General features: G+C 64.1%; 16 protein-coding genes. 8 read left to right on the top strand and 8 right to left on the bottom strand.

Annotation, left to right across the window (positions count from 1 at the left end; genetic code table 11):
• Positions 1 to 20 precede the first annotated feature (20 nt).
• From ACVIN2_RS22555 to ACVIN2_RS22545, 3 genes are all read right to left on the bottom strand, one after another.
• Positions 21 to 1076 carry a UPF0104 family protein gene (locus tag ACVIN2_RS22555; protein WP_456767223.1) on the bottom strand — a complete coding sequence of 352 codons (1056 nt, stop codon included), beginning with the start codon at positions 1074 to 1076 and terminating at the stop codon, positions 21 to 23.
• A 451-nt stretch (positions 1077 to 1527) separates the two neighbouring features.
• Complete coding sequence (locus tag ACVIN2_RS22550) at positions 1528 to 1830, bottom strand: hypothetical protein (protein ID WP_456767222.1); 303 nt, start codon at positions 1828 to 1830, stop codon at positions 1528 to 1530.
• Between the two features lie 2 nt (positions 1831 to 1832).
• The gene (locus tag ACVIN2_RS22545; RefSeq protein ID WP_456767221.1) at positions 1833 to 3227 is read right to left on the bottom strand and encodes an OmpA family protein; all 1395 of its coding nucleotides are present in this window, start codon (positions 3225 to 3227) and stop codon (positions 1833 to 1835) included.
• Positions 3228 to 3390: 163 nt separating this feature from the next.
• On the opposite strand from ACVIN2_RS22545, the gene ACVIN2_RS22540 reads away from it, so the two are divergent.
• Both ACVIN2_RS22540 and ACVIN2_RS22535 read left to right on the top strand, forming a co-directional pair.
• Positions 3391 to 4449: a polysaccharide deacetylase family protein gene (locus tag ACVIN2_RS22540; protein ID WP_456767220.1), complete on the top strand. Its 1059-nt coding sequence runs from the start codon at positions 3391 to 3393 to the stop codon at positions 4447 to 4449.
• Positions 4450 to 4575: 126 nt separating this feature from the next.
• On the top strand, positions 4576 to 5385 hold the full coding sequence (locus tag ACVIN2_RS22535) for an SDR family oxidoreductase (RefSeq protein WP_456767219.1): 810 nt from the start codon (positions 4576 to 4578) through the stop codon (positions 5383 to 5385).
• Between the two features lie 174 nt (positions 5386 to 5559).
• Here ACVIN2_RS22535 and boxB read toward each other — a convergent pair whose 3' ends face one another.
• The 4 genes from boxB to ACVIN2_RS22515 all read right to left on the bottom strand — a co-directional run bounded on the left by boxB (position 5560) and on the right by ACVIN2_RS22515 (position 11386).
• Positions 5560 to 6996, bottom strand: a complete 1437-nt coding sequence (boxB, locus tag ACVIN2_RS22530) for a benzoyl-CoA 2,3-epoxidase subunit BoxB (RefSeq protein WP_456769781.1) — start codon at positions 6994 to 6996, stop codon at positions 5560 to 5562.
• Between the two features lie 125 nt (positions 6997 to 7121).
• Complete coding sequence (gene boxC / locus ACVIN2_RS22525) at positions 7122 to 8810, bottom strand: 2,3-epoxybenzoyl-CoA dihydrolase (RefSeq protein ID WP_456767218.1); 1689 nt, start codon at positions 8808 to 8810, stop codon at positions 7122 to 7124.
• A gap of 72 nt (positions 8811 to 8882) precedes the next feature.
• The gene (locus ACVIN2_RS22520) at positions 8883 to 9704 is read right to left on the bottom strand and encodes an alpha/beta fold hydrolase (protein ID WP_456767217.1); all 822 of its coding nucleotides are present in this window, start codon (positions 9702 to 9704) and stop codon (positions 8883 to 8885) included.
• A 140-nt stretch (positions 9705 to 9844) separates the two neighbouring features.
• Positions 9845 to 11386: a benzoate-CoA ligase family protein gene (locus tag ACVIN2_RS22515; RefSeq protein ID WP_456767216.1), complete on the bottom strand. Its 1542-nt coding sequence runs from the start codon at positions 11384 to 11386 to the stop codon at positions 9845 to 9847.
• A gap of 152 nt (positions 11387 to 11538) precedes the next feature.
• Between ACVIN2_RS22515 and ACVIN2_RS22510 the strand changes: the two genes are divergently transcribed.
• Positions 11539 to 12447, top strand: a complete 909-nt coding sequence (locus tag ACVIN2_RS22510) for a helix-turn-helix transcriptional regulator (protein ID WP_456767215.1) — start codon at positions 11539 to 11541, stop codon at positions 12445 to 12447.
• Positions 12448 to 12459: 12 nt separating this feature from the next.
• The gene (locus tag ACVIN2_RS22505) at positions 12460 to 12855 is read left to right on the top strand and encodes a group II truncated hemoglobin (RefSeq protein ID WP_456767214.1); all 396 of its coding nucleotides are present in this window, start codon (positions 12460 to 12462) and stop codon (positions 12853 to 12855) included.
• A gap of 87 nt (positions 12856 to 12942) precedes the next feature.
• On the opposite strand, the gene ACVIN2_RS22500 is transcribed toward ACVIN2_RS22505, so the two are convergent.
• Positions 12943 to 13728, bottom strand: a complete 786-nt coding sequence (locus ACVIN2_RS22500; RefSeq protein WP_456767213.1) for an IclR family transcriptional regulator domain-containing protein — start codon at positions 13726 to 13728, stop codon at positions 12943 to 12945.
• 112 nt (positions 13729 to 13840) lie between these two features.
• On the opposite strand from ACVIN2_RS22500, the gene ACVIN2_RS22495 reads away from it, so the two are divergent.
• From ACVIN2_RS22495 to ACVIN2_RS22480, 4 genes are all read left to right on the top strand, one after another.
• A complete protein-coding gene (locus ACVIN2_RS22495; protein ID WP_456767212.1) occupies positions 13841 to 15199 on the top strand; it encodes an aromatic ring-hydroxylating dioxygenase subunit alpha in 1359 nt (452 codons plus the stop codon).
• Between the two features lie 149 nt (positions 15200 to 15348).
• A complete protein-coding gene (locus ACVIN2_RS22490) occupies positions 15349 to 16785 on the top strand; it encodes a glutamine synthetase family protein (protein ID WP_456767211.1) in 1437 nt (478 codons plus the stop codon).
• A 56-nt stretch (positions 16786 to 16841) separates the two neighbouring features.
• Positions 16842 to 17825: an FG-GAP repeat domain-containing protein gene (locus ACVIN2_RS22485; RefSeq protein WP_456767210.1), complete on the top strand. Its 984-nt coding sequence runs from the start codon at positions 16842 to 16844 to the stop codon at positions 17823 to 17825.
• Positions 17826 to 18144: 319 nt separating this feature from the next.
• Complete coding sequence (locus tag ACVIN2_RS22480) at positions 18145 to 18510, top strand: hypothetical protein (RefSeq protein ID WP_456767209.1); 366 nt, start codon at positions 18145 to 18147, stop codon at positions 18508 to 18510.
• Positions 18511 to 18534: the final 24 nt, after the last annotated feature.

The raw sequence follows: 18534 nt of genomic DNA, 5'->3' as shown, positions 1-18534 counted from the left end.
TCCAAAGGACCTTGCGCCGGTCAGGCGCCGCTGTCGCTGCGCTTTCTCACGTAAGCGGCTTCAGGTGCGGGGCCGGGGTCGAGCTTGAGCGCCGCCTGCTGCAGGCGTTTCGATCGTGCGCCGATGATAACTTCGCGAAACGTCAGCAAGATTACAGAAATGACGAATGGGGACAGATAATAGAGGACGCGGAACAGCAGCATCCCACCCAGCAGCTCCTCGCGGTCCATCTGCCAGAGCCCGACCAGCATGGCCGCGTCGAACACGCCAAGGCCTCCGGGCGAATGGCTGGCAAAGCCAAGCAGCGTGGCCGAGACGAAGATCACCGCGACCACCACGAAGCCGAGATTGGGCTCGTCCGGGACCAGCACGTACATCGCCAGCGCGCAGAAGCCGAGATCGATGATGCCGATCGCGATCTGGAGGAGGGTCAGCGGGCCGCCCGGCAGCATCACGGTCCAAGGCCCGCGGCCAACCATCCGCGGCTGGGTCCAGACCCAGACCACGTAAGCAACCAGCCCGACGATGATCATCATCGCCAGCGTCCGGTTCAGCCACGGCGGAAGCATGTCGATCGAGGCCGCAGCCTCCGGATGATAGGAGATGCCGAGGCCCAGCACCGCGGCGTTGCCGAGCCAGAAGGTCAGGCCGGCGAGGAAGCAGATTTTTGCGACGTCGATCGCGTTCAGCCCATAGGCCGAATAGATGCGGTAGCGCACCGCGCCGCCAGTGAAGACGCTGGCGCCGACATTGTGGCCGATCGAATAGCTGGTGAAGGCGGCGAGCGCGTTGATCCGATAGGGCACGTGGGGATGGCCGATCGCGCGCACGGCGAACAGGTCGTAGAAGGTCAGCGTGAAATAGCCCGCGGCGACGAACAAAGCCGCCAGCGCAATCTGGCTCGGCTCGGTGCTCTTGATCGCTTCGAGGACCTCGTTGACATCGATGCCGCGCAGCATGTGGTAAAGCACATAGCAAGCGATGCCGATGACCGCGACGCTGATCACAACTCCAAGCTTATGCAGGATTTGCTTCTGGCGCAGAAACGACATCGCCCTGCGTATGGCTTCCAGCATCTAAACCTCGAACAACGCTTCAGCGGCCAGGGTGGCCGACGAACAGGCGGACGACACGCAGGCACCCGACGAACCCTCGCTGCCGGTCCCGGCATCGCGCATACCCGCTATCCCTCCACTAGCGCGTTTCAGGGCGGAGTGGAATTCGGCAATTCGAACAAAAACTCGTGCCTTCAATATTTTAGGCAGGGTTGCGGGCTCCTGATGCACGGTTTGGCGCTTTCGGCGGCAAGACTGACGCGAATCTCCATGGCAATCCTGCGCAGAGGCCATGAAGTTTTGATGATTTCCACCGCACAATGTTCCGTCACGACTTAAGCCGAAATCAATCTATGGGTCGCCCCCGCCTGTTGAAAGAGGGGTGGCCGGCGCGTTTGTTCGCGGTTTTCGATGGGCCGGGAAGGCCGCGCAGCCACGCTCCTGACGTCCGCAGTCAGGGTGCAGGGCAACATCACAGAGCGGCAGGCGGCATGCTGCGCGAGACCACCCGGTCGCGCAGCCAGGCGCCGATGGCGCCGCCGACGAGGTAGCAGGCGAACATGATCAGGCCGAGGTCGAGCCAGTAGCCGAAGCGACCGGGGACCACATGCGCGAGCGAGGCCGCGACCAGGCCGGCAACAAGCACGGCGAGCCAGCGCGCCGTCACCTTCGAGGTGCCGTTGCCGCGTTGGACCACCGAGATCCAGCCCATGCAGAAGCCGAGCAGCAGCGAGCCGATCAGCCAGCCCAGATGGAACGAGACGAGATAGGGCATCGTCACCTCACCAGAAATTCGATGCGGCGGTTCTGCGCCTTGGCGTCTTCGCTGTCGTTGCCGGCGACGGGCTGCGTGCTGCCGTAGCCGACCGCGGTGAAGCGGCTGGCAGGCAGGCCGGCCTTGACCAGATAGTCGACCACCGCCTGCGCGCGCTTCTCCGAGAGTGCCTGGTTGAAGGAATCCTCGCCGTCGGCATCGGTATGCCCGGCGACCTCGATATTGGTGGTGGGACATCGCAATGCCGTCTCGATCAGATGATCGAGAATACCGGCGGAATCCGGGTCGATGTCGGCGCGCTTCGCCGCGAAGCGAATCTTGGCTTTGGCCAAGAGCTCGGAGAACAATTGCTGGCACACGGTGCCGTCGACCGGGCCGGCTGCGGGTTTCACCGTGATTTCCGGCTTGTATTGCCAGTTTTTCGGAAAGTCCTTGCCAAGGCCTGCGCGGATGTCGTTGGCGGCACCTTCATAGAGCGCATCGCCCGACAGCTTCACCTCGCGGTCGGACACGACGAGTGTGCCGGTCGACAGTCGCGACAGCGCGCCGAGCGCTGCGACCACGGCGGGGCTGAAGGCACCGGGCGCGCCGACGCTGGCCTTGAGATTGTCGACGACCTTTTCGTTGAAGAATTTCCGCGACGCGCTGGTGGCGATGGCGGCGTGGACATTGTTGTCGGGAACATAGCCGGTCAGCGTCACCGTCGCGGCCACCGGATCCTTGTAGGCCTGGAAGACGTAAGGCGGCGCCTTGACGTCGTTGGCGGCGATCGAAAAGCCCTCGGGCAGATTTTTGAGCGCCGCTGCGACGGCTTCGCGGCCGCCGAGATCGCGCGCCATCCCCGACAGCGTGACTTTGGTGTCCGTGATCGTGATCTTGCCGTCCTTGAGCTTGCCGATCTGGTCGAGCAGCAGCATCGCAGCCGCCTCGAACCGCGGCGGTGCGCCGCGCGCCAAACCCATCTGATCGGCCACCTCTGTACCGGCGACCTCCTTGCGGGCCGCCTCGGTCAGGCGGCCCTTCATCGACGGCAGGGGCGCGGAGCCTGACAGCGTCACCCGCACCACGTCGCGTTCGGCGTTCCAGACGAAGGGCTTTGCCTCGGGAACGAGGCGGGTCCGGTCGTCGACCAGGCGCACGCCGGGCACGGTCTCGACCGCCACAACAGCGTCGCGGCGCCCCTCCTCGGAAAAGGCCTCCGCAGCCAGGCTGACGTCGCGGCCGTCCACCGCGATCCGGGTCTTGTCCAGAACGGTATCCTTTAGCGCCGCCGAGCTGCGGGCGGAAAGGTCCGCCTCGACCGGCAAAGTGTTATTCCAGGCCGCAAATCCCCACATGACGGCCAGGGGGATGAGCCCCGGCCACCATTTGCTGGCCCACCTGAAAAGCTTCTGCATTCGACGACCCGAACTCTGGAACCGGAGACAAAACAAACCCTTGGCGGGCTGTCAAACCGGAAATGACGCCCTTCCGAAGGCCGGGCGTGACAATTGGAATAACTTTTTCTTCAAGGGTTCTTCCGTAAGTTGAAGGCGGAATGCCAAAGTCCGCCAGCGGGTCATGAAACAACTTCGTAACAACGTCATCCGCGCCGGGCTGGAAGCACTCTATTTCAGCGGCGCCCACCACCTGTTGCGCCCGCTTTTGTCGGGCGTCGGCGCCATTTTCATGCTGCATCACGTGCGGCCGGCCCGCGCCGCGGCGTTTCAGCCGAACCGGCACCTCGAAGTCACACCCGAATTCCTGCGCGCGACACTGTGCCATCTGCGCTCGCGCGAGATCGACATCGTCAGCATGGACGAGCTGCATGAGCGGCTGGTGCAGCGCCGGTTCGACCGGCGCTTCGCCGCCTTCACGCTCGACGATGGCTATCGCGACAATCTCGATTTTGCGCTGCCGGTTCTGCGCGAATTTGACGCGGCCTTGGCGGTCTATGTCGCCAGCGACTTCGCGGAGGGCACGGGTCGGCTGTGGTGGGAGGCGCTGGAGGCCGTGATCGCCAAGGCCGAGCAGATCGAGGTGACGATCGGCAATGCCGCGCTGCGGCTCGATGCGACGACGCCAGCCGCCAAGCAGGCGGCGTTCGACCGCCTGCACGACTGGTTGCGCGCATTGCCCGGCGAGCACGATCTCAAGCGCGAGATCGAGGCGCTCTGCACGAAGTACGGTGTCGACATGGCCGCGCTGTGCCGCAGCCTCTGCCTGTCCTGGGACGAGGTGAAGACATTTGCTGCCGATCCCCTGGTCACCATCGGCGCGCATTCCGTCAGCCATTGCAATCTCGCCAAGCAAAGCGAAGCGATCGCCACGCAGGAGATGGCCGTGAGCCGCGCGCGGATCGAGCAGGCGCTCGGCCGCAATGTCCAGCATCTGGCCTATCCCTATGGTGATCGGGAGGCGGCGGGCGAGCGTGAATTCGCGCTCGCTGCATCCGCCGGTTTCAAGACCGCGGTGACGACGCGACCCGGCATGCTGTTCGCCGAAAACGCCGGCCACATGACCGCGCTGCCACGGGTCTCGCTCAACGGCAATTACCAGGACACGCGGATTCTGCCGGTGCTGACCTCGGGCGCCGCGACCGCGATGTGGAACGGCTTCCGCAGGATCGCGGCGGCTTAAATCTCTCCGTCTTCGCTGCCCGAACTCAGACGTCGTCCTGGCGAAAGCCAGACGACGATGCGGCGCCTTTCTTGACTCCCCTCCCCACCCGCGCTCAAAACGTCGCCAAACACCAAGGGAGGCACCATGTTCAACGATCTGTTCTCGCTCAAAGGCCGCGTCGCGCTGGTGACCGGCGGTTCGCGCGGCATCGGCAAGATGATCGCGGCGGGATTTCTCAGCGCAGGGGCCGCGAAGGTCTACATCACCGCGCGCAAGGCTGGTCCTTGCGAAGCCACCGCGAACGAGCTCTCCGCGCAATATGACGGCGAATGCATCGCGCTGCCGATCGACCTCTCGACGCTGGCCGGCGCCGAGCTGCTCGCGAGCGAATTCGCCAAGCGCGAGCCCAAACTCGACATCCTCGTCAACAATGCGGGCGCGGCCTGGGGCGCGGAGTTCGACGAGTTTCCGGAGAGCGGCTGGGACAAGGTGATGAATCTCAACGTCAAGGCACCGTTCTTCCTGACCAAGGCGCTGGCGCCCACGTTGCGCGCGGCGGCATCAGCAGAGCGGCCGGCGAAAGTGATCAACATCGCCTCGATCGACGGCATCTTCGTCAATCCGGGCGAGACCTATTCCTACGCGGCGAGCAAGGCGGGGCTGATCCATTTGACGCGGCGCATGGCCGTGAAGCTGATCGGAGACCACGTCGTGGTCACCGCGATCGCACCGGGCCCGTTCAAATCCGACATGAACCGGGCCGCACGCGATCATGCCGACGAGGTCTCGACCCGCGTGCCCGCGGGCCGCGTCGGCACCGACGAGGACATGGCGGGCGCTGCGATCTATCTCGCCTCGCGCGCGGGAGATTATGTGGTGGGCGCCACCATCGCGGTGGACGGCGGCATTGTCTATGCGAACCCGGGAATCAAGGGGAGCGGCTGGGATAGTTGAGGCATCGCGCTGCTCGCGGCGTCAGCGGAGCGCTCCCTCGCCCCGCTCTTGCGGGGAGAGGGTTGGGGTGAGGGACTTCTCTCCACACGTGAGATTGTCGCCGCACCTGTACCCCCTCACCCGGATCGCAAGGGCGATCCAACCTCTCCCCGCAAGCGGGGAGAGGTAAAGAAGTTACGATTCGATCCTCACATACTCGAAATCGCCGGGCTTGTTGTCGATGCCGACTTTCGGCGGCGAGATCCAGGAGGCGAACTGGCCGGTCTCGGTGACGGGCTGCATCAGCGAGGTGATGAAGTCGCCGTCGGCGGTCGAGGGCAGCCATTCGTCCTTGCGCTTCGCCCAGGTTGCGTCGTCGATCAACAGACCATCCGGCGTCGCGTGGATGCTCTTGAACTCGCCGATATGGCGGTGGAAGGCGACGTTGGGCAGCTTGAGCTGAAACAGGTAGCCCGCGGTCGAGATCACCTTGTTCCAGCGCAGCATGCCCTTGACGCAATCCTGGCTGTAATCGTCGCGCAGGCGCATGTTGAGCGCGGTCAGCGCCGGCTCGTCCACCAGCTTGATCTCGCCATCGATGAACTTCAGCACCGGATAGGTCGCGTTCTTGAGCTGATGATCGTCGTCGATCTGGGTCTCGTGATAGCGCCCCTTGATGCCGGTGTTGAAGGCGTTCGCCGCGTTGGTCGAGACTTCCGAGCCAAACAGATCGAGCGACAGCGTATAGTGCAGGTTCAGCTTCTTCTGGATGGTCGGCAGGTCGATCACACCGAGCGCGCGGACCTTCGCGATGTCGGTGGGATCGGTGATGCCGGCTTCCCGCATCGCATCGCAGGTGCGCTGCACGACACGCGTGATGCCGGTCTCGCCGACGAACATGTGGTGCGCTTCTTCCGTCAGCATGAAGCGGCAGGTGCGCGACAAGGGATCGAAGCCGGACTGCGCCAGCGAGTGCAGCTGCATCTTGCCGTCGCGGTCGGTGAAATAGGTGAACATGAAGAAGGACAGCCAGTCCGGCGTCGCCTCGTTGAAGGCGCCCAGCATGCGTGGCGAGTCGGCGTCACCCGAGCGGCGGCGCAACAAATCGTCAGCCTCTTCACGTCCGTCGCGCCCAAAGTACTTTTGCAGCAGGTACACCATCGCCCAGAGGTGACGGCCTTCCTCGACATTGACCTGGAACAGATTGCGCATGTCGTACAGCGAGGGCGCGGTCTTGCCGAGGTGGCGCTGCTGCTCGACGGAGGCAGGCTCGGTGTCGCCCTGGATCACGATCAGACGGCGCAGCATCGCGCGATATTCACCCGGGACTTCCTGCCAGGCCGGCTCGCCAAAATGCTCGCCGAACGGCACGACGCGGTTCTCTTCCTGGGGAGCAAGGAGAATGCCCCAGCGATACTCGGGCATCCGCACATAGTCGAACTTGGCCCAGCCGCGCGGATCGACCGAATAAGCGGTGCGCAAGTACACCAGCGATTCCTGGAAGCCTTCCGGCCCCATGTCTTTCCACCAGTCCATGTAGCCGGGATGCCAGCCTTCCAGCGCCTTGAGCACTTGGCGGTCTTCGGCCAGATTGACGTTGTTCGGAATCTTGGTCGAGTAGTCGACGTTCATGATGTTCATGGAGGACCTCCCGTGTGGGACTAGTTCATTAGATCGCGGGCATCGAATTGTGGGCTCGCGAATAGCGAGTGGCGAATGGCGTCTCTATTCGCTATTCGCCACTCCCCATTCGCCCTCTACACCCGCGTCATATCGAATTTCGGCTTCTGGCCGCTGCCGTAGCGGCGCAGCGCGCCTTCCTCGCCGACCGCGTTCGGGCGCTGGAAGATCCAGTTCTGCCACGCGGTGAGGCGCGAGAAGATTTTCGATTCCATCGTCTCGGGGCCGACGAAGCGCAGGTTGGCTTCCATGCCGGTGAGGCTGTCCGGCGAGAAGCTGGCGCGTTCCTCCAGGAACACGCGGACCTCGTCGTCCCAGTCGATGTCGTCGAGCGCGAAGGTGACGAGACCGAGCTCTTCGGCCTGCTCGGCGTCCAGCGCCGTGCCCATCGTGGCTTCCGCGCGTTCCACATCGGCCGGATCGGCCTGGAAGCGCGACTGAAGCCGCGTCAGGCCGTGGCTCATCGGATACGGACCGAAATTCAGCGCTGACAGTTCGATCGACGGCGGCGGGCGGTTGTCACCCTGGCGCGTGCCGATCAGCATGTAGGAGCGGTCGGCGGCGAAGACGAGCTCGGCGAGCGTGCCTGCGAAGCAGGAGCCGGGCTCGACCAGCGTCACCAGCGTGCGCGAGGTGACGTCGATGCGCTTCAAGACGCGCTTCCAGTAATGCCTGATCTCGTTGACCAGCCAGTGCGCCTTGTTGGCCTCGAGGAAGGCATCGCAGGCGAGCACATGGGCGCGGTCGCCATGGCTCTTGAACACCAGCATGGCGATCTCGAGCTCGTTGATGCGCAGATGCAGGATGGCGTCGTCGAGTTCGCGCGCAACCTGGAGCGGCCAGAACGCGACACCCTGCGCCATCATGCCGTCGATGTCGCCGGGCGGCGCGGCCTCAGGCGCCTTGATCGAGATCGTGGCGATGCGGGCGGCGCGGTCGATGTCGACGGTGACAAAGCCGTAGCGGATGCTGGTCTCATCGATGATGCGCTTGAGCGGCGTCAGCGCGATGCCCTTGCCGCTGCCCTTGCGCTTGGAGGCGTCGGCGAATTCTCTCGCGCGCTCGGCAACCACGCCTTCGAGCTTGCTGTTCGGCGCGATCTCGTCGACCAGGCGCCATTGCACGGCGCGCTTGCCCTTCACGCCTTCTTCGATGGTGCAGAAGAAATCGGCGTGATCGCGGCGCACTTTGCGCTTGTCGACCACACGCGTGAGGCCGCCAGTGCCCGGCAGCACCGCGAGCAGCGGCACTTCGGGCAAGGCGACGGCGGACGCGCCGTCATCGGCGAGCATGATGTAGTCGGTGGCGAGCGCGAGCTCATAGCCGCCGCCGGCGGCCGAGCCGTTCACGACGGTGATGAAGCGCTGGCCGGAATTCTCCGACGAATCTTCCATGCCGTTGCGGGTCTCGTTGGTGAACTTGCAGAAATTGACCTTGTGGGCATGCGTCGAGCCCGCGAGCATGCGAATGTTAGCGCCGGCGCAGAACACGCGGTTCTTGGCCGAGCGCATCACCACGACCTTCACCTCGGGGTGCTCGAAGCGCAGGCGCTGGACCGCGTCGGCAAGCTCGATGTCGACGCCGAGATCGTAGGAATTGAGCTTGAGCAGATAGCCCTCGAACAGGCCGCCATTCTCGTCGACGTCCATGGTCAGGGTGGCGACGTCACCGTCGACCGCGAGCTTCCAGTGCCGGTAGCGGGACGGCTCGGTCTGGAAATCGATGAATGTCGCGCCGCCTGCGAGGCGCCGATCTTCCCCGGCCATGGGCCACCCTTGAGTTCGTCTTGTTTTACCGTTAGATGCACAATAATGCATATTATTGCGTGCGTCTAGTCCTTAACGGCTACCACATGCATTTTGTTGCATGTCTTCGCGCAGGGCCGCTGCTGCAAATTGCTCAATCGCATCAAGCGTCGCTGCCGGAGCTTCGCGGTGCGGAGAATGCGCGGCGCCAGACATGACTTTCAAATCGACCGGGCAATAGCATTCTTGCTGCGCGATCTCGGCCTGATGCAGTGTCCCGTATTGGTCGTCCACGCCTTGAAGGATCAGGACAGGAACGCGGATATAGGCGAGATATTCCGAGATATCCCAGTCGCGGAATTTCGGATCGAGCCAGGCGGCGTTCCAGCCGTAGAAGGCGTTGTCGACGTCCGTGTGCCAGCGCGCGAGCTTTGACTTCAGGTCGGTGGTCTCGAAGGTGGTCTTGATGTCCGCAATCGACTTCACCGAGATGTCCTCGACGATGAAATGCGGCGCGATCAGCATGAGGCCGTTGAGGCGATGATCCTGATGCGCGCCCGCATAGATCGTCGCGATCGAGGCTCCGTCGGAATGGCCGAGCAGCAGGCCGCGCCTGAAGCCGATCGCATCGAGAATCTTCGGCAGCACGTCCAGTGCCTCGCGCTGCATGTAGTCGAGCGGCCGCGGCAGCGCGACCTTGCTCGACTGGCCGTAGCCCGCGCGCGAATAGGCAAAGATGCCGGCGGAGGTCCCCTGCTGCAGCTTTTCCGGGAAGTCACCCCAGAGCCCGACCGAGCCGAGGCCTTCATGCAGCATGACGATGGTGGGTGCATCGGCACTCTGCGGCGCCAGCCATTTGTACTCGAGACTGGCGCCATCGATGCTGAGAAAGCCGGTGGGGGCGAGATTGGTCATGCTGTCACTCTTCTCTCCGTCGTCATGCCCGGGCTTGACCCGGGCATCCACGTCGTTCCTCAATCGCAGTCGCGCGTGGATGGCCGGGACACTTTGCTCAAGACGCGCTTCGCAGTTTTGCCCGGCCATGACGGCTTGTTCTAGTTCGCCCCGTCCCGCAGCTTGAACCGCTGGATCTTTCCCGTCGCCGTCTTCGGCAGCGAGTCCACCACCTCGATCCAGCGCGGATATTTCCATGGGCCGATCTTCTGCTTGACGTGGTCCTTGAGCATCTCCTGCAGGCCCGTCGTCGTCGCGCTCGGGCGCAGCACGACGAAGGCCTTCGGCTTCAGCAGACCTTGCGGATCGGCCTCGGGCACGACCGCGGCTTCCAGCACCGCAGGATGCGTGATCAGCGCGCTCTCGACCTCGAACGGCGAGACCCAGATGCCCGAGACCTTGAACATGTCGTCGGCGCGGCCGCAGAAGGTGTAGCGGCCCTCGGCATCCCTGACATATTTGTCGCCGGTGCGGGTCCACGGCCCCTCGAACGTGCGGCGGCTCTTGTGGCGCTGGTTCCAGTAGCCCTCGCCGGCGGAGGGCGCATCGACCAGCAGCTCGCCGACCTCGCCGTCGGCGACATCCTGTCCGGCCTCGTTGACCAGCCGCACCGCATAGCCCGGCACCGGCTTGCCGGAGCAGCCGTATTTGATATCCCCGGGCGCGTTCGACAGGAAGATGTGCAACAGCTCGGTCGAGCCGACGCCGTCGAGGATGTCGACGTTGAAGCGCGCCTTCCAGCTGTTGCCGACGGACTCCGGCAACGCCTCGCCGGCCGAGGTGCAGATGCGCAAATTCTGGCCGCCACGCTCGCCCTTCATGGTCTCGTCGTTGAGCATCGCCGCGAACAGGGTCGGCACGCCGTAGAAGATCGAGGGATTATAGCGGTTCATCAGGTCGAACATGCGCGCCGGCGTCGGCCGTTCGCTGTTGAGCACCACGGTGGCGCCGACCGACATCGGAAAGGTCAACGCATTGCCGAGGCCGTAGGCAAAGAACAGCTTTGCCGCGGAAAGACAAACGTCGTTCTCGCGAATGCCGAGCACCTGCTTTGCATAAGTGTCCGCGGTCGCCTGCATGTTCGAATGGATGTGGCGCACGCCCTTGGGCATGCCGGTCGACCCTGACGAATACAGCCAGAACGCCGGCTCGTCCGGATGCGTCGCGGCGGTGGTGAACCGGTCGCTCTCGTCCGCAATCTCCTCGGCAAGCTGCTTGTGGCCATTCTGCTTGGCGCCGGAGACCACGACATGCTCGAGATCCGGCATGCGGCCGACGACGTCCTTGATGACGGGATAGAGCGCTTCCGAGACGAACAGCACGCGCGCGCGGCAATCGGCGAGGATGTAGGCGTATTGATCCGACGTCAGCAGCGTATTGAGCGGCACCGGCACGATGCCGGCGCGGATCGCGCCCAGAAACAGAAGCGGAAAGTCGATCGTATCCAGCATGATCATCGCCACGCGCTCTTCGCGGCGGACACCGAGCCGGCGCAGCATGTTGGCGGCGCGCCGCGTTTCGCGCTGGAGCTCGCCATAGGTGAGCCGTGAGACGGTGTCGTCGAAGGCGAGCTTGTTGCCGCGTCCCTCCTCGACGTTCCGGTCGAGCAGCCAGGTCACCGCGTTATAGGATCCCTCGCTCACGGACTTCTCCCCTGAATTTAGAATTATAATTCATAGAAAGACATCGCATTGGCTTGCTGTCAATGCCAGCAGGCACTATGTTTCATTAATACGCGCCGCAGGACCTCTTTAAAAGAAGACATCCGCTCAAGCAGGCCCATGATCCGTAGTCCATGACCGACAGTCCCGACGCCGAATCCCGATTTCTCGAACAGCTCGGCCAGCGCGTGCGCACCATGCGCGCGCTGCGCGGCATGTCGCGCAAGGTGCTCGCCAAGGTGTCAGGAATATCGGAGCGCTACATCGCGCAGCTCGAAAGCGGCAAGGGCAATGTCTCGATCGTGCTGCTGCGCCGCGTCTCCGACGCGATGGGCGCGCATCTCGAAGACCTGCTTCCCTCGGCCGATCCGACCCCGGACTGGCAGATGTTTCGCGATCTCCTGCGCAAGGCGACGCCGAGCCAGATTGCGCAGGCCAAGGATCTGCTCGCGGGCGGCAGCGCCTCCGCGCCACGGCGCGCGCCGTTCTGCGGCATCGCGCTGATCGGCCTGCGCGGCGCCGGCAAATCGACGCTTGGGCGGATGCTGGCGAAGAAGGTCGGCTGGAGTTTTGTCGAGCTCAACAAGGAGGTCGAGCAGCAGAACGGCCTGTCGGTCGCCGAGATCATCGCGCTCTACGGCCAGGAAGGCTTTCGCCGCATGGAGCAGGCGGCGCTGCAACAGCTGCTCGCGCGCAACGAGCTGATGGTGCTGGCGACCGGCGGCGGCATCGTCTCGGAGCCCTGGACCTTCGACCAGATCCTGTCGTCGTTCTACACGATCTGGCTGAAGGCCGAGCCCGAGGAGCACATGGCCCGCGTCCGCCGCCAGGGCGATTTGCGCCCGATGGCCGACGACCGCTCCGCCATGGCGGAGCTACGCAACATCCTCTTGAGCCGCGAGCCGCTGTATGCGCGCGCGACGGCGGTGGTGGACACGGCGGGACTGTCCGTCGATGCCGCCGCGGCGCGCCTGGTTGATGCGGTGCGGCCGGTGCTGCAGAACGAAGCGCGCAGCTTCGGGCTGCGCAGCGTGGCGCTGTAGGTCCGAACTCCCATGAGCGACGGCGACGTTGCAATCTCCATGTTCGAGCGGATCGGCGGCAGCGCCACGATCGACCTGTTAGTCGATCGCTTCTATGAGCGGATGGATACGCTGCCGGAGGCGAAGATCATCCGCGCGATGCATGCGGACGACCTCGGCCTTATCAGGGACGTGCTGAAACGCTATCTCACCGAGTGGACCGGCGGCCCGAAACTCTATTCGGTCGAGAAGGGCCACCCACGGCTGCGCCAGCGCCACATCGGCTTTGCCATCGGCGATGCCGAGCGCGACGCGTGGATGCTCTGCATGCGCGGCGCGCTCGAGGAGACGGTTATGGACGCCGCCGCGCGGCAGGACCTCGACAAGGCGTTGTCCGGCCTCGCCGACTGGATGCGCAACCGGCAGTGATTTTTGCACAGGCGCGTAGCCCGGATGAGCGAAGCGACATCCGGGTCTTCACGATGACTTTCCCGGGTATCGCTTCGCTCACCCGGGCTACAACAGTTGCGACCGCACCGCTTCAGCGCCCTCACGCAACAGCGGCAAAAATCGCTCGATCAATTCCTGCGCCGGCACGCGGTCGACATGGGCGCCCATGTTGATGGCGGCGACGATCACGCCATCGTAACGGCGGACGGGGACCGAGATCGAGCGGAAATGCGGCTCGGCCTCGCGATCGACCAGCGAATAACCCTGCGCGCGGTCGGCAACGATGCGCGCGAGCAAGACCTTGGGATCGGTCTCTGTCTGCGGCGTCATCGCCTCGCGCTTCGTCGCCGTCAGGCGCGCGGCAAGCTCGGCATCATCGAGCTGGCCGAGCATGGCGCGGCCGACCGAGGTGCAGAAGGCCGGCAGGCGGTAGCCGATGTCCAGCCCACCTGAAAACATGCGCGCCGGACTACTGCGCGCGATGAACACAACCTCATCGCCGTCGAGGACCGCGAGCGAGGAGATTTCGTTGGCCGCTATCGCAACACGGTCGAGCACCGGTTGCAGGACGGTGACGAGCTGGCTCGACCGCAGATACGACGCAGCCAGTGTCAGCACATGTGGCGTCAGCGAGAACAACTTGCCGTCGCCGCTGACGAAGCCGCCGCGCTGGAGCGTGAACAGCATACGCCGCGCGGTGGCGCGTGGCAGCTCCGCGGCACGGGCGAGATCGCTGAGTGTCATCGGGCCGGCAATGGCGCCGAAGCATTGCAGCAGGCGCAGGCCGCGATCGAGGCTTTCGACGAAATCGGTCGCGCGCTCGTCGTTCTCGTTCCGCTTCAGCTTGGGCATGGTCTCGGGACGATCTTGCAAAATAGTGCTTGCCGCGTGTCTAAGGCATGGCATAATTCGCCCATTCGTTCAATAGGCGAACAATCGCCACTCCACAAAGGATGCGACTGCCATGATGAGCCAGGAGCAGAACGACCTCATCACCCGCACCGGTCCAAAGGATCCCTGCGGAAAGCTGATGCGAAGCTACTGGCAGCCGGCGGCCCTGGTGGACGAGCTCGACGGCGATCGACCGATCCGCCCCGTCAGATTGCTCGGCGAAAACCTGGTGCTGTTCCGCGACGAGAGCGGACGTTACGGCCTGATCGATCGCCACTGTGCGCATCGCGGCGCCGATCTCGCCTTCGGACGGCTCGAGCATGGCGGCCTGCGCTGCGCCTTCCACGGCTGGCTGTTCGACGCCACCGGGCAATGCATCGAGACTCCGGCCGAGCCAAAGGATTCAAAACTCTGCCAGAACATCCGCCAGCGCTCTTATCCCGTGGTGGAGAAGAGCGGCATCCTCTGGGCTTATCTCGGCGAGGGCGAGCCGCCGGCATTTCCCGAGCTCGACTGCTTCGTCGCCCCCGGCACCCACACTTTCGCGTTCAAAGGCCATATGGCCTGCAACTGGCTGCAGGCGCTCGAAGTCGGCATCGACCCCGCGCACGCCTCCTATCTGCATCGCTTCTTCGAGGACGAGAACACCTCGACGGCCTACGGCAAGCAGTTCCGCGGCGCATCGGCAGGCTCCGACTTGCCGATGACGAAGATTTTGCGCGAATACGACCGCCCGATCATCAATGTCGAGCACACCGAATATGGATTGCGGCTGATCGCGCTACGCGAGATCGACGAGGAGCGCACCCATGTGCGCGTCACCAACCAGCTCTTCCCACACGGCTTCGTCATCCCCATGAGCACGGAGATGACGATCACGCAGTGGCACGTGCCGGTCGACGACGAGAACTGCTACTGGTACGCGATCTTCACCAGCTATTCGAACCCGGTCAACAAGCAGAAGATGCGCGACCAGCGGCTCGAGCTCTACGAGCTGCCGGATTACAAATCGCGCAAGAACAGGACCAACGATTACGGTTTCGACCCGCACGAGCAGCAGACGGCGACCTATACCGGCATGGGCACCGACATCAACGTCCACGACCAGTGGGCTGTGGAATCGATGGGCGCGATCCAGGACCGCACCCGGGAGCACCTCGGCACGAGCGACAAGGCGATCGTGCAATACCGCCGCCTGCTGCGGCAGGAGATCGAGAAGGTCGCAGGCGGCGAAAAGCCGATGCTGCATCTCGACGAGGCCACCGCACGTTCGATCCAGGGCCCGGCGACCATGGACGGCATCGGGCCGACGCGAGGCTGGGAGATCTACTGGATGGAAGTCGACGTCAAGCGCCGCCGCAGCGCGCCGTGGACGGCGCCGGTGCCGAAGGAGATTGCGGACAACGTGCATCGGCTGACGGCGGCAGAGTAGCGCAGAATGCAGGTCCCTCCTTCGTCATTGCGAGCGAAGCGAAGCAATCCAGACTGTCTCTGCGGAGGGATCCTGGATTGCTTCGCTGCGCTCGCAATGACGGAGAATGTGGCGCATGCTTCGCCTTTCACGGATAGAGGAATGAAAAAGTGACTTTCGTCGCGCGTCATGCGCTGTGGTCGGATGAGCAGAAGGACGCTGCATTGCGCATGCGCCGCATCGTCGAGGAGAAGAACCTCGAGGTCATCCGCCTCGCCTTCCCCGACCAGCACGGCATTCTGCGCGGCAAGACCATCATTGCATCGGAGGCGCTTGCGTCGCTGGAGAGCGGCTGCTCCATCACCACCACCATGCTCGCCAAGGACACCTCGCATCGGACGGTGTTTCCGGTGTTCACGTCGGGCGGCGGCTTCGGCATGAAGGAGATGGAGGGCGCGGCCGACGTGCTGATGGTCGCTGATCCCACGACGTTTCGCGTTTTGCCCTGGGCGCCGACCACGGGCTGGGTTCTCTGCGACCTCTATTTCAACGACGGCCGTCCCGTGCCGTTCGCGACGCGCGGGCTCTATCGCAAGGTGCTCGGCGAGCTCGCGAGTCGCGGCCATGATTTCGTCGCGGGCCTCGAGGTCGAATTCCACATCTTCAAGCTCGACGATCCGCATATGCGCCCGGAAGATGCCGGCCAGCCCGGCACGCCGCCTTCGGTGAGCCTGCTCAGCCACGGCTATCAATATCTCACCGAGCAGCGCTTCGATCAGATGGAGCCGGTGCTGGAGATTTTGCGGCGTGACATCGTCGCGCTCGGCTTGCCCTTGCGCTCGGTCGAGGTCGAATTCGGGCCGAGCCAGTGCGAGTTCACGTTCGCCCCGAAGAAGGGCCTCGAGCCCGCGGACAACATGGTGTTGTTTCGCTCCGCTGTGAAGCAGATCGCGCACCGCCACGGCTATCATGCCACCTTCATGTGCCGGCCGAAGCTGCCGAATTTGTTTGCGAGCGGCTGGCATCTGCACCAATCGGTGGTCTCACGCGCGAGCGGCGAGAACCAGTTCATGGCGAAAGACGGCGGCGAGCCGCTTAGCGCGTTCGGCCACGCCTGGCTTGCCGGCCTGCTCGACCACGCCCGCGCATCGACCGTGTTCACCACCCCGACCATCAATGGCTACAAGCGCTACCGCTCCTATTCGCTGGCGCCGGACCGCGCGATCTGGGGCCGCGACAATCGCGGCGTGATGATCCGCGTGCTCGGCGCGGCCGGCGACGCCGCCACGCGCCTGGAAAACCGCATCGGCGAGCCCGCCGCCAATCCTTATCTCTACATGGCCTCGCAGATTCTCTCCGGCCTCGACGGCGTCGACCGCAAGCTCGATCCCGGCCCGTCGGCCGATACGCCCTACGAAACCAAGGCGCCGCTGTTACCGAAGTCGCTGCGCGATGCGGTCAGCGCGCTGAAGGACGATCCGTTCTTCCGGGAAAAGCTCGGGCCCGAGTTCGTTGATTATTACACTCACATCAAGAACGCCGAGATCGACCGCTTCCTGTCCGAGGTGACCGATTGGGAGCACCGCGAATATTTCGAGGTGTTTTGAGCCGCCGCCAACGGGCCGCTGATCCCCGCAACACGGCCGGATTTTCCAGGAGTACCATGATGCGGTTGCGCCCGGCGGTCCTGCTATTTTCCCTGACCCTGTCCGCGCCAGCCCTGTCCGCGCCAGCCCTGGCCGACTGGCAGGCGAGCACTGTGCGCGCCCCCGGCCGCGTCAGCGAAATTGATTTAGCGGATAGCGACGTCCGAATTGCAATCGGCACGAATTGGTATCAGTTCGACGCGAAAGGGATGCGCATGGTGCCGACCCCGGCGCTCGAACGTCCGGCGCCGCCGCCGGGGGCCCTTGCGGATGGGCGCGTCGCGACAGGCCGCGATACCGTCGCGCGTGCCTGGCTCGCTGAGCCGACCGAACGATATCACCACGGCGTCCTCGGCGATGCCATCGAGGCCGGCAGCCTGGTGATCGAGCCGCGCGGGGGCGGACAACGCACGCTGCGCCTGGATGGTGACGCCGTGTTCGAAGACCTCGAGCCGCGCGTCGCTGCGATCGGCGGCCGCGAAAGGATTGTGCTGGTCAAATCCTATCTGAAGCGCGGCTCCGCGCTGGCTGTCATCGATCCCGCCTCGGCGGCCATCGTTGCGGAGACGCCTCCGATCGGCCACGCCCATGCTTGGCTCAATCCGGCCGGTATCGCCGATTTCGACGGCGATGGCACCACGGATATTGTGCTTGTCCGCCAGCCTCATGTGGTCGGAATTCTCGAAATGTGGTCGTGGCGGCATGATCGTTTGGAAAAATCGGCGGAAATTTCCGACGTATCGAACCATTTCATCGGCTCGCGATCGCTGCACATGAGCTTTACGGCCGATTTTGATGGCGACGGCCATCCAGATCTCGCGGTACCGGACCTCGAACGGCGAACGCTGCGGCTCATCGGGTTCGTCGCTGGCCCGCATGACATCGCGCGCATCAGGCTTCCGGCAAGGATCGCGACGAATATCGGCGGCATGAAATACCGCGATCGTCCCGCACTCGTGTTCGGCCTCGAGGATGGCCGGCTGATGTTGGTCCACGATTAGGATCGCCGGGGCGCCGAGCCAACGACCGTTATGCCGACCCCTCACGGCGCCGTGAGCTGGTTTCGCGCCGGTGCTTGCGACGAAACCTTTGACCTTGCCGACGAAGCCATTTTCCATCCGCGCGAAGATGGCCGGAAACGGTAGAGGGTCACATTGCCCCGACTGATCAACAACGGAGTTCGATCATGTGGGGCCATCTGTTCAGCTTGATCTATCGTCTGTCCTGCCGTGCCACCTTGATCGAAATCGGGATGGGCCGTTCGGCGCGATAGAGGAAGCGAGTTAGGTAAGACGGATTGTCCAGATAACGGAGGGTGTCATGCGAAAGCTGATTCTGATCGCGGCAATGTCGCTGCTGGCAAACCAGGCCGTTGCCGGCGGACCGCGGAGCCTTAGCCTTGCAGCGACAAATGCGAGCCAGCAGACCGCCGACCCGGCAACGACAGCAGCAACGCCGCCACAAGCTCCGGCGGCAGCGCCCACGAATATCGTGACGGCGACGACCGCCCCAACTTCAACGCCTCCGGCAGCGACTACCGCAACAGCCGCGACCGCTCCGGCCGCAACTCAATCCAGCGCCGCGCCGGCTGCCAGCACAACCCAGACGACCAAGCCCAAACGTCGCCAGCCATCCACCGAGGCGCGCGTGATCCGCGAACTGCATCGGCACGGGATTTACTGGTGATTGCCAACGTCGTCCTGGCCTAGT

The sequence above is a fragment of the Bradyrhizobium sp. USDA 3650 genome (assembly GCF_054057395.1).
This window is presented reverse-complemented; position numbering and strand designations above follow the sequence as displayed.

Excerpts from the sequence above, each read along its gene's own strand:
- ACVIN2_RS22500 (WP_456767213.1), bottom strand. The coding sequence starts at position 13,728 with ATGCCCAAGCTGAAGCGGAACGAGAACGACGAGCGCGCGACCGATTTC.
- ACVIN2_RS22480 (WP_456767209.1), top strand. The coding sequence starts at position 18,145 with ATGCGAAAGCTGATTCTGATCGCGGCAATGTCGCTGCTGGCAAACCAG.
- ACVIN2_RS22520 (WP_456767217.1), bottom strand. The coding sequence starts at position 9,704 with ATGACCAATCTCGCCCCCACCGGCTTTCTCAGCATCGATGGCGCCAGT.
- ACVIN2_RS22550 (WP_456767222.1), bottom strand. The coding sequence starts at position 1,830 with ATGCCCTATCTCGTCTCGTTCCATCTGGGCTGGCTGATCGGCTCGCTG.
- ACVIN2_RS22485 (WP_456767210.1), top strand. The coding sequence starts at position 16,842 with ATGATGCGGTTGCGCCCGGCGGTCCTGCTATTTTCCCTGACCCTGTCC.
- ACVIN2_RS22540 (WP_456767220.1), top strand. The coding sequence starts at position 3,391 with ATGAAACAACTTCGTAACAACGTCATCCGCGCCGGGCTGGAAGCACTC.
- ACVIN2_RS22495 (WP_456767212.1), top strand. The coding sequence starts at position 13,841 with ATGATGAGCCAGGAGCAGAACGACCTCATCACCCGCACCGGTCCAAAG.
- ACVIN2_RS22510 (WP_456767215.1), top strand. The coding sequence starts at position 11,539 with ATGACCGACAGTCCCGACGCCGAATCCCGATTTCTCGAACAGCTCGGC.
- ACVIN2_RS22545 (WP_456767221.1), bottom strand. The coding sequence starts at position 3,227 with ATGCAGAAGCTTTTCAGGTGGGCCAGCAAATGGTGGCCGGGGCTCATC.
- boxC (WP_456767218.1), bottom strand. The coding sequence starts at position 8,810 with ATGGCCGGGGAAGATCGGCGCCTCGCAGGCGGCGCGACATTCATCGAT.
- ACVIN2_RS22505 (WP_456767214.1), top strand. The coding sequence starts at position 12,460 with ATGAGCGACGGCGACGTTGCAATCTCCATGTTCGAGCGGATCGGCGGC.
- ACVIN2_RS22555 (WP_456767223.1), bottom strand. The coding sequence starts at position 1,076 with ATGCTGGAAGCCATACGCAGGGCGATGTCGTTTCTGCGCCAGAAGCAA.
- boxB (WP_456769781.1), bottom strand. The coding sequence starts at position 6,996 with ATGAACGTCGACTACTCGACCAAGATTCCGAACAACGTCAATCTGGCC.
- ACVIN2_RS22535 (WP_456767219.1), top strand. The coding sequence starts at position 4,576 with ATGTTCAACGATCTGTTCTCGCTCAAAGGCCGCGTCGCGCTGGTGACC.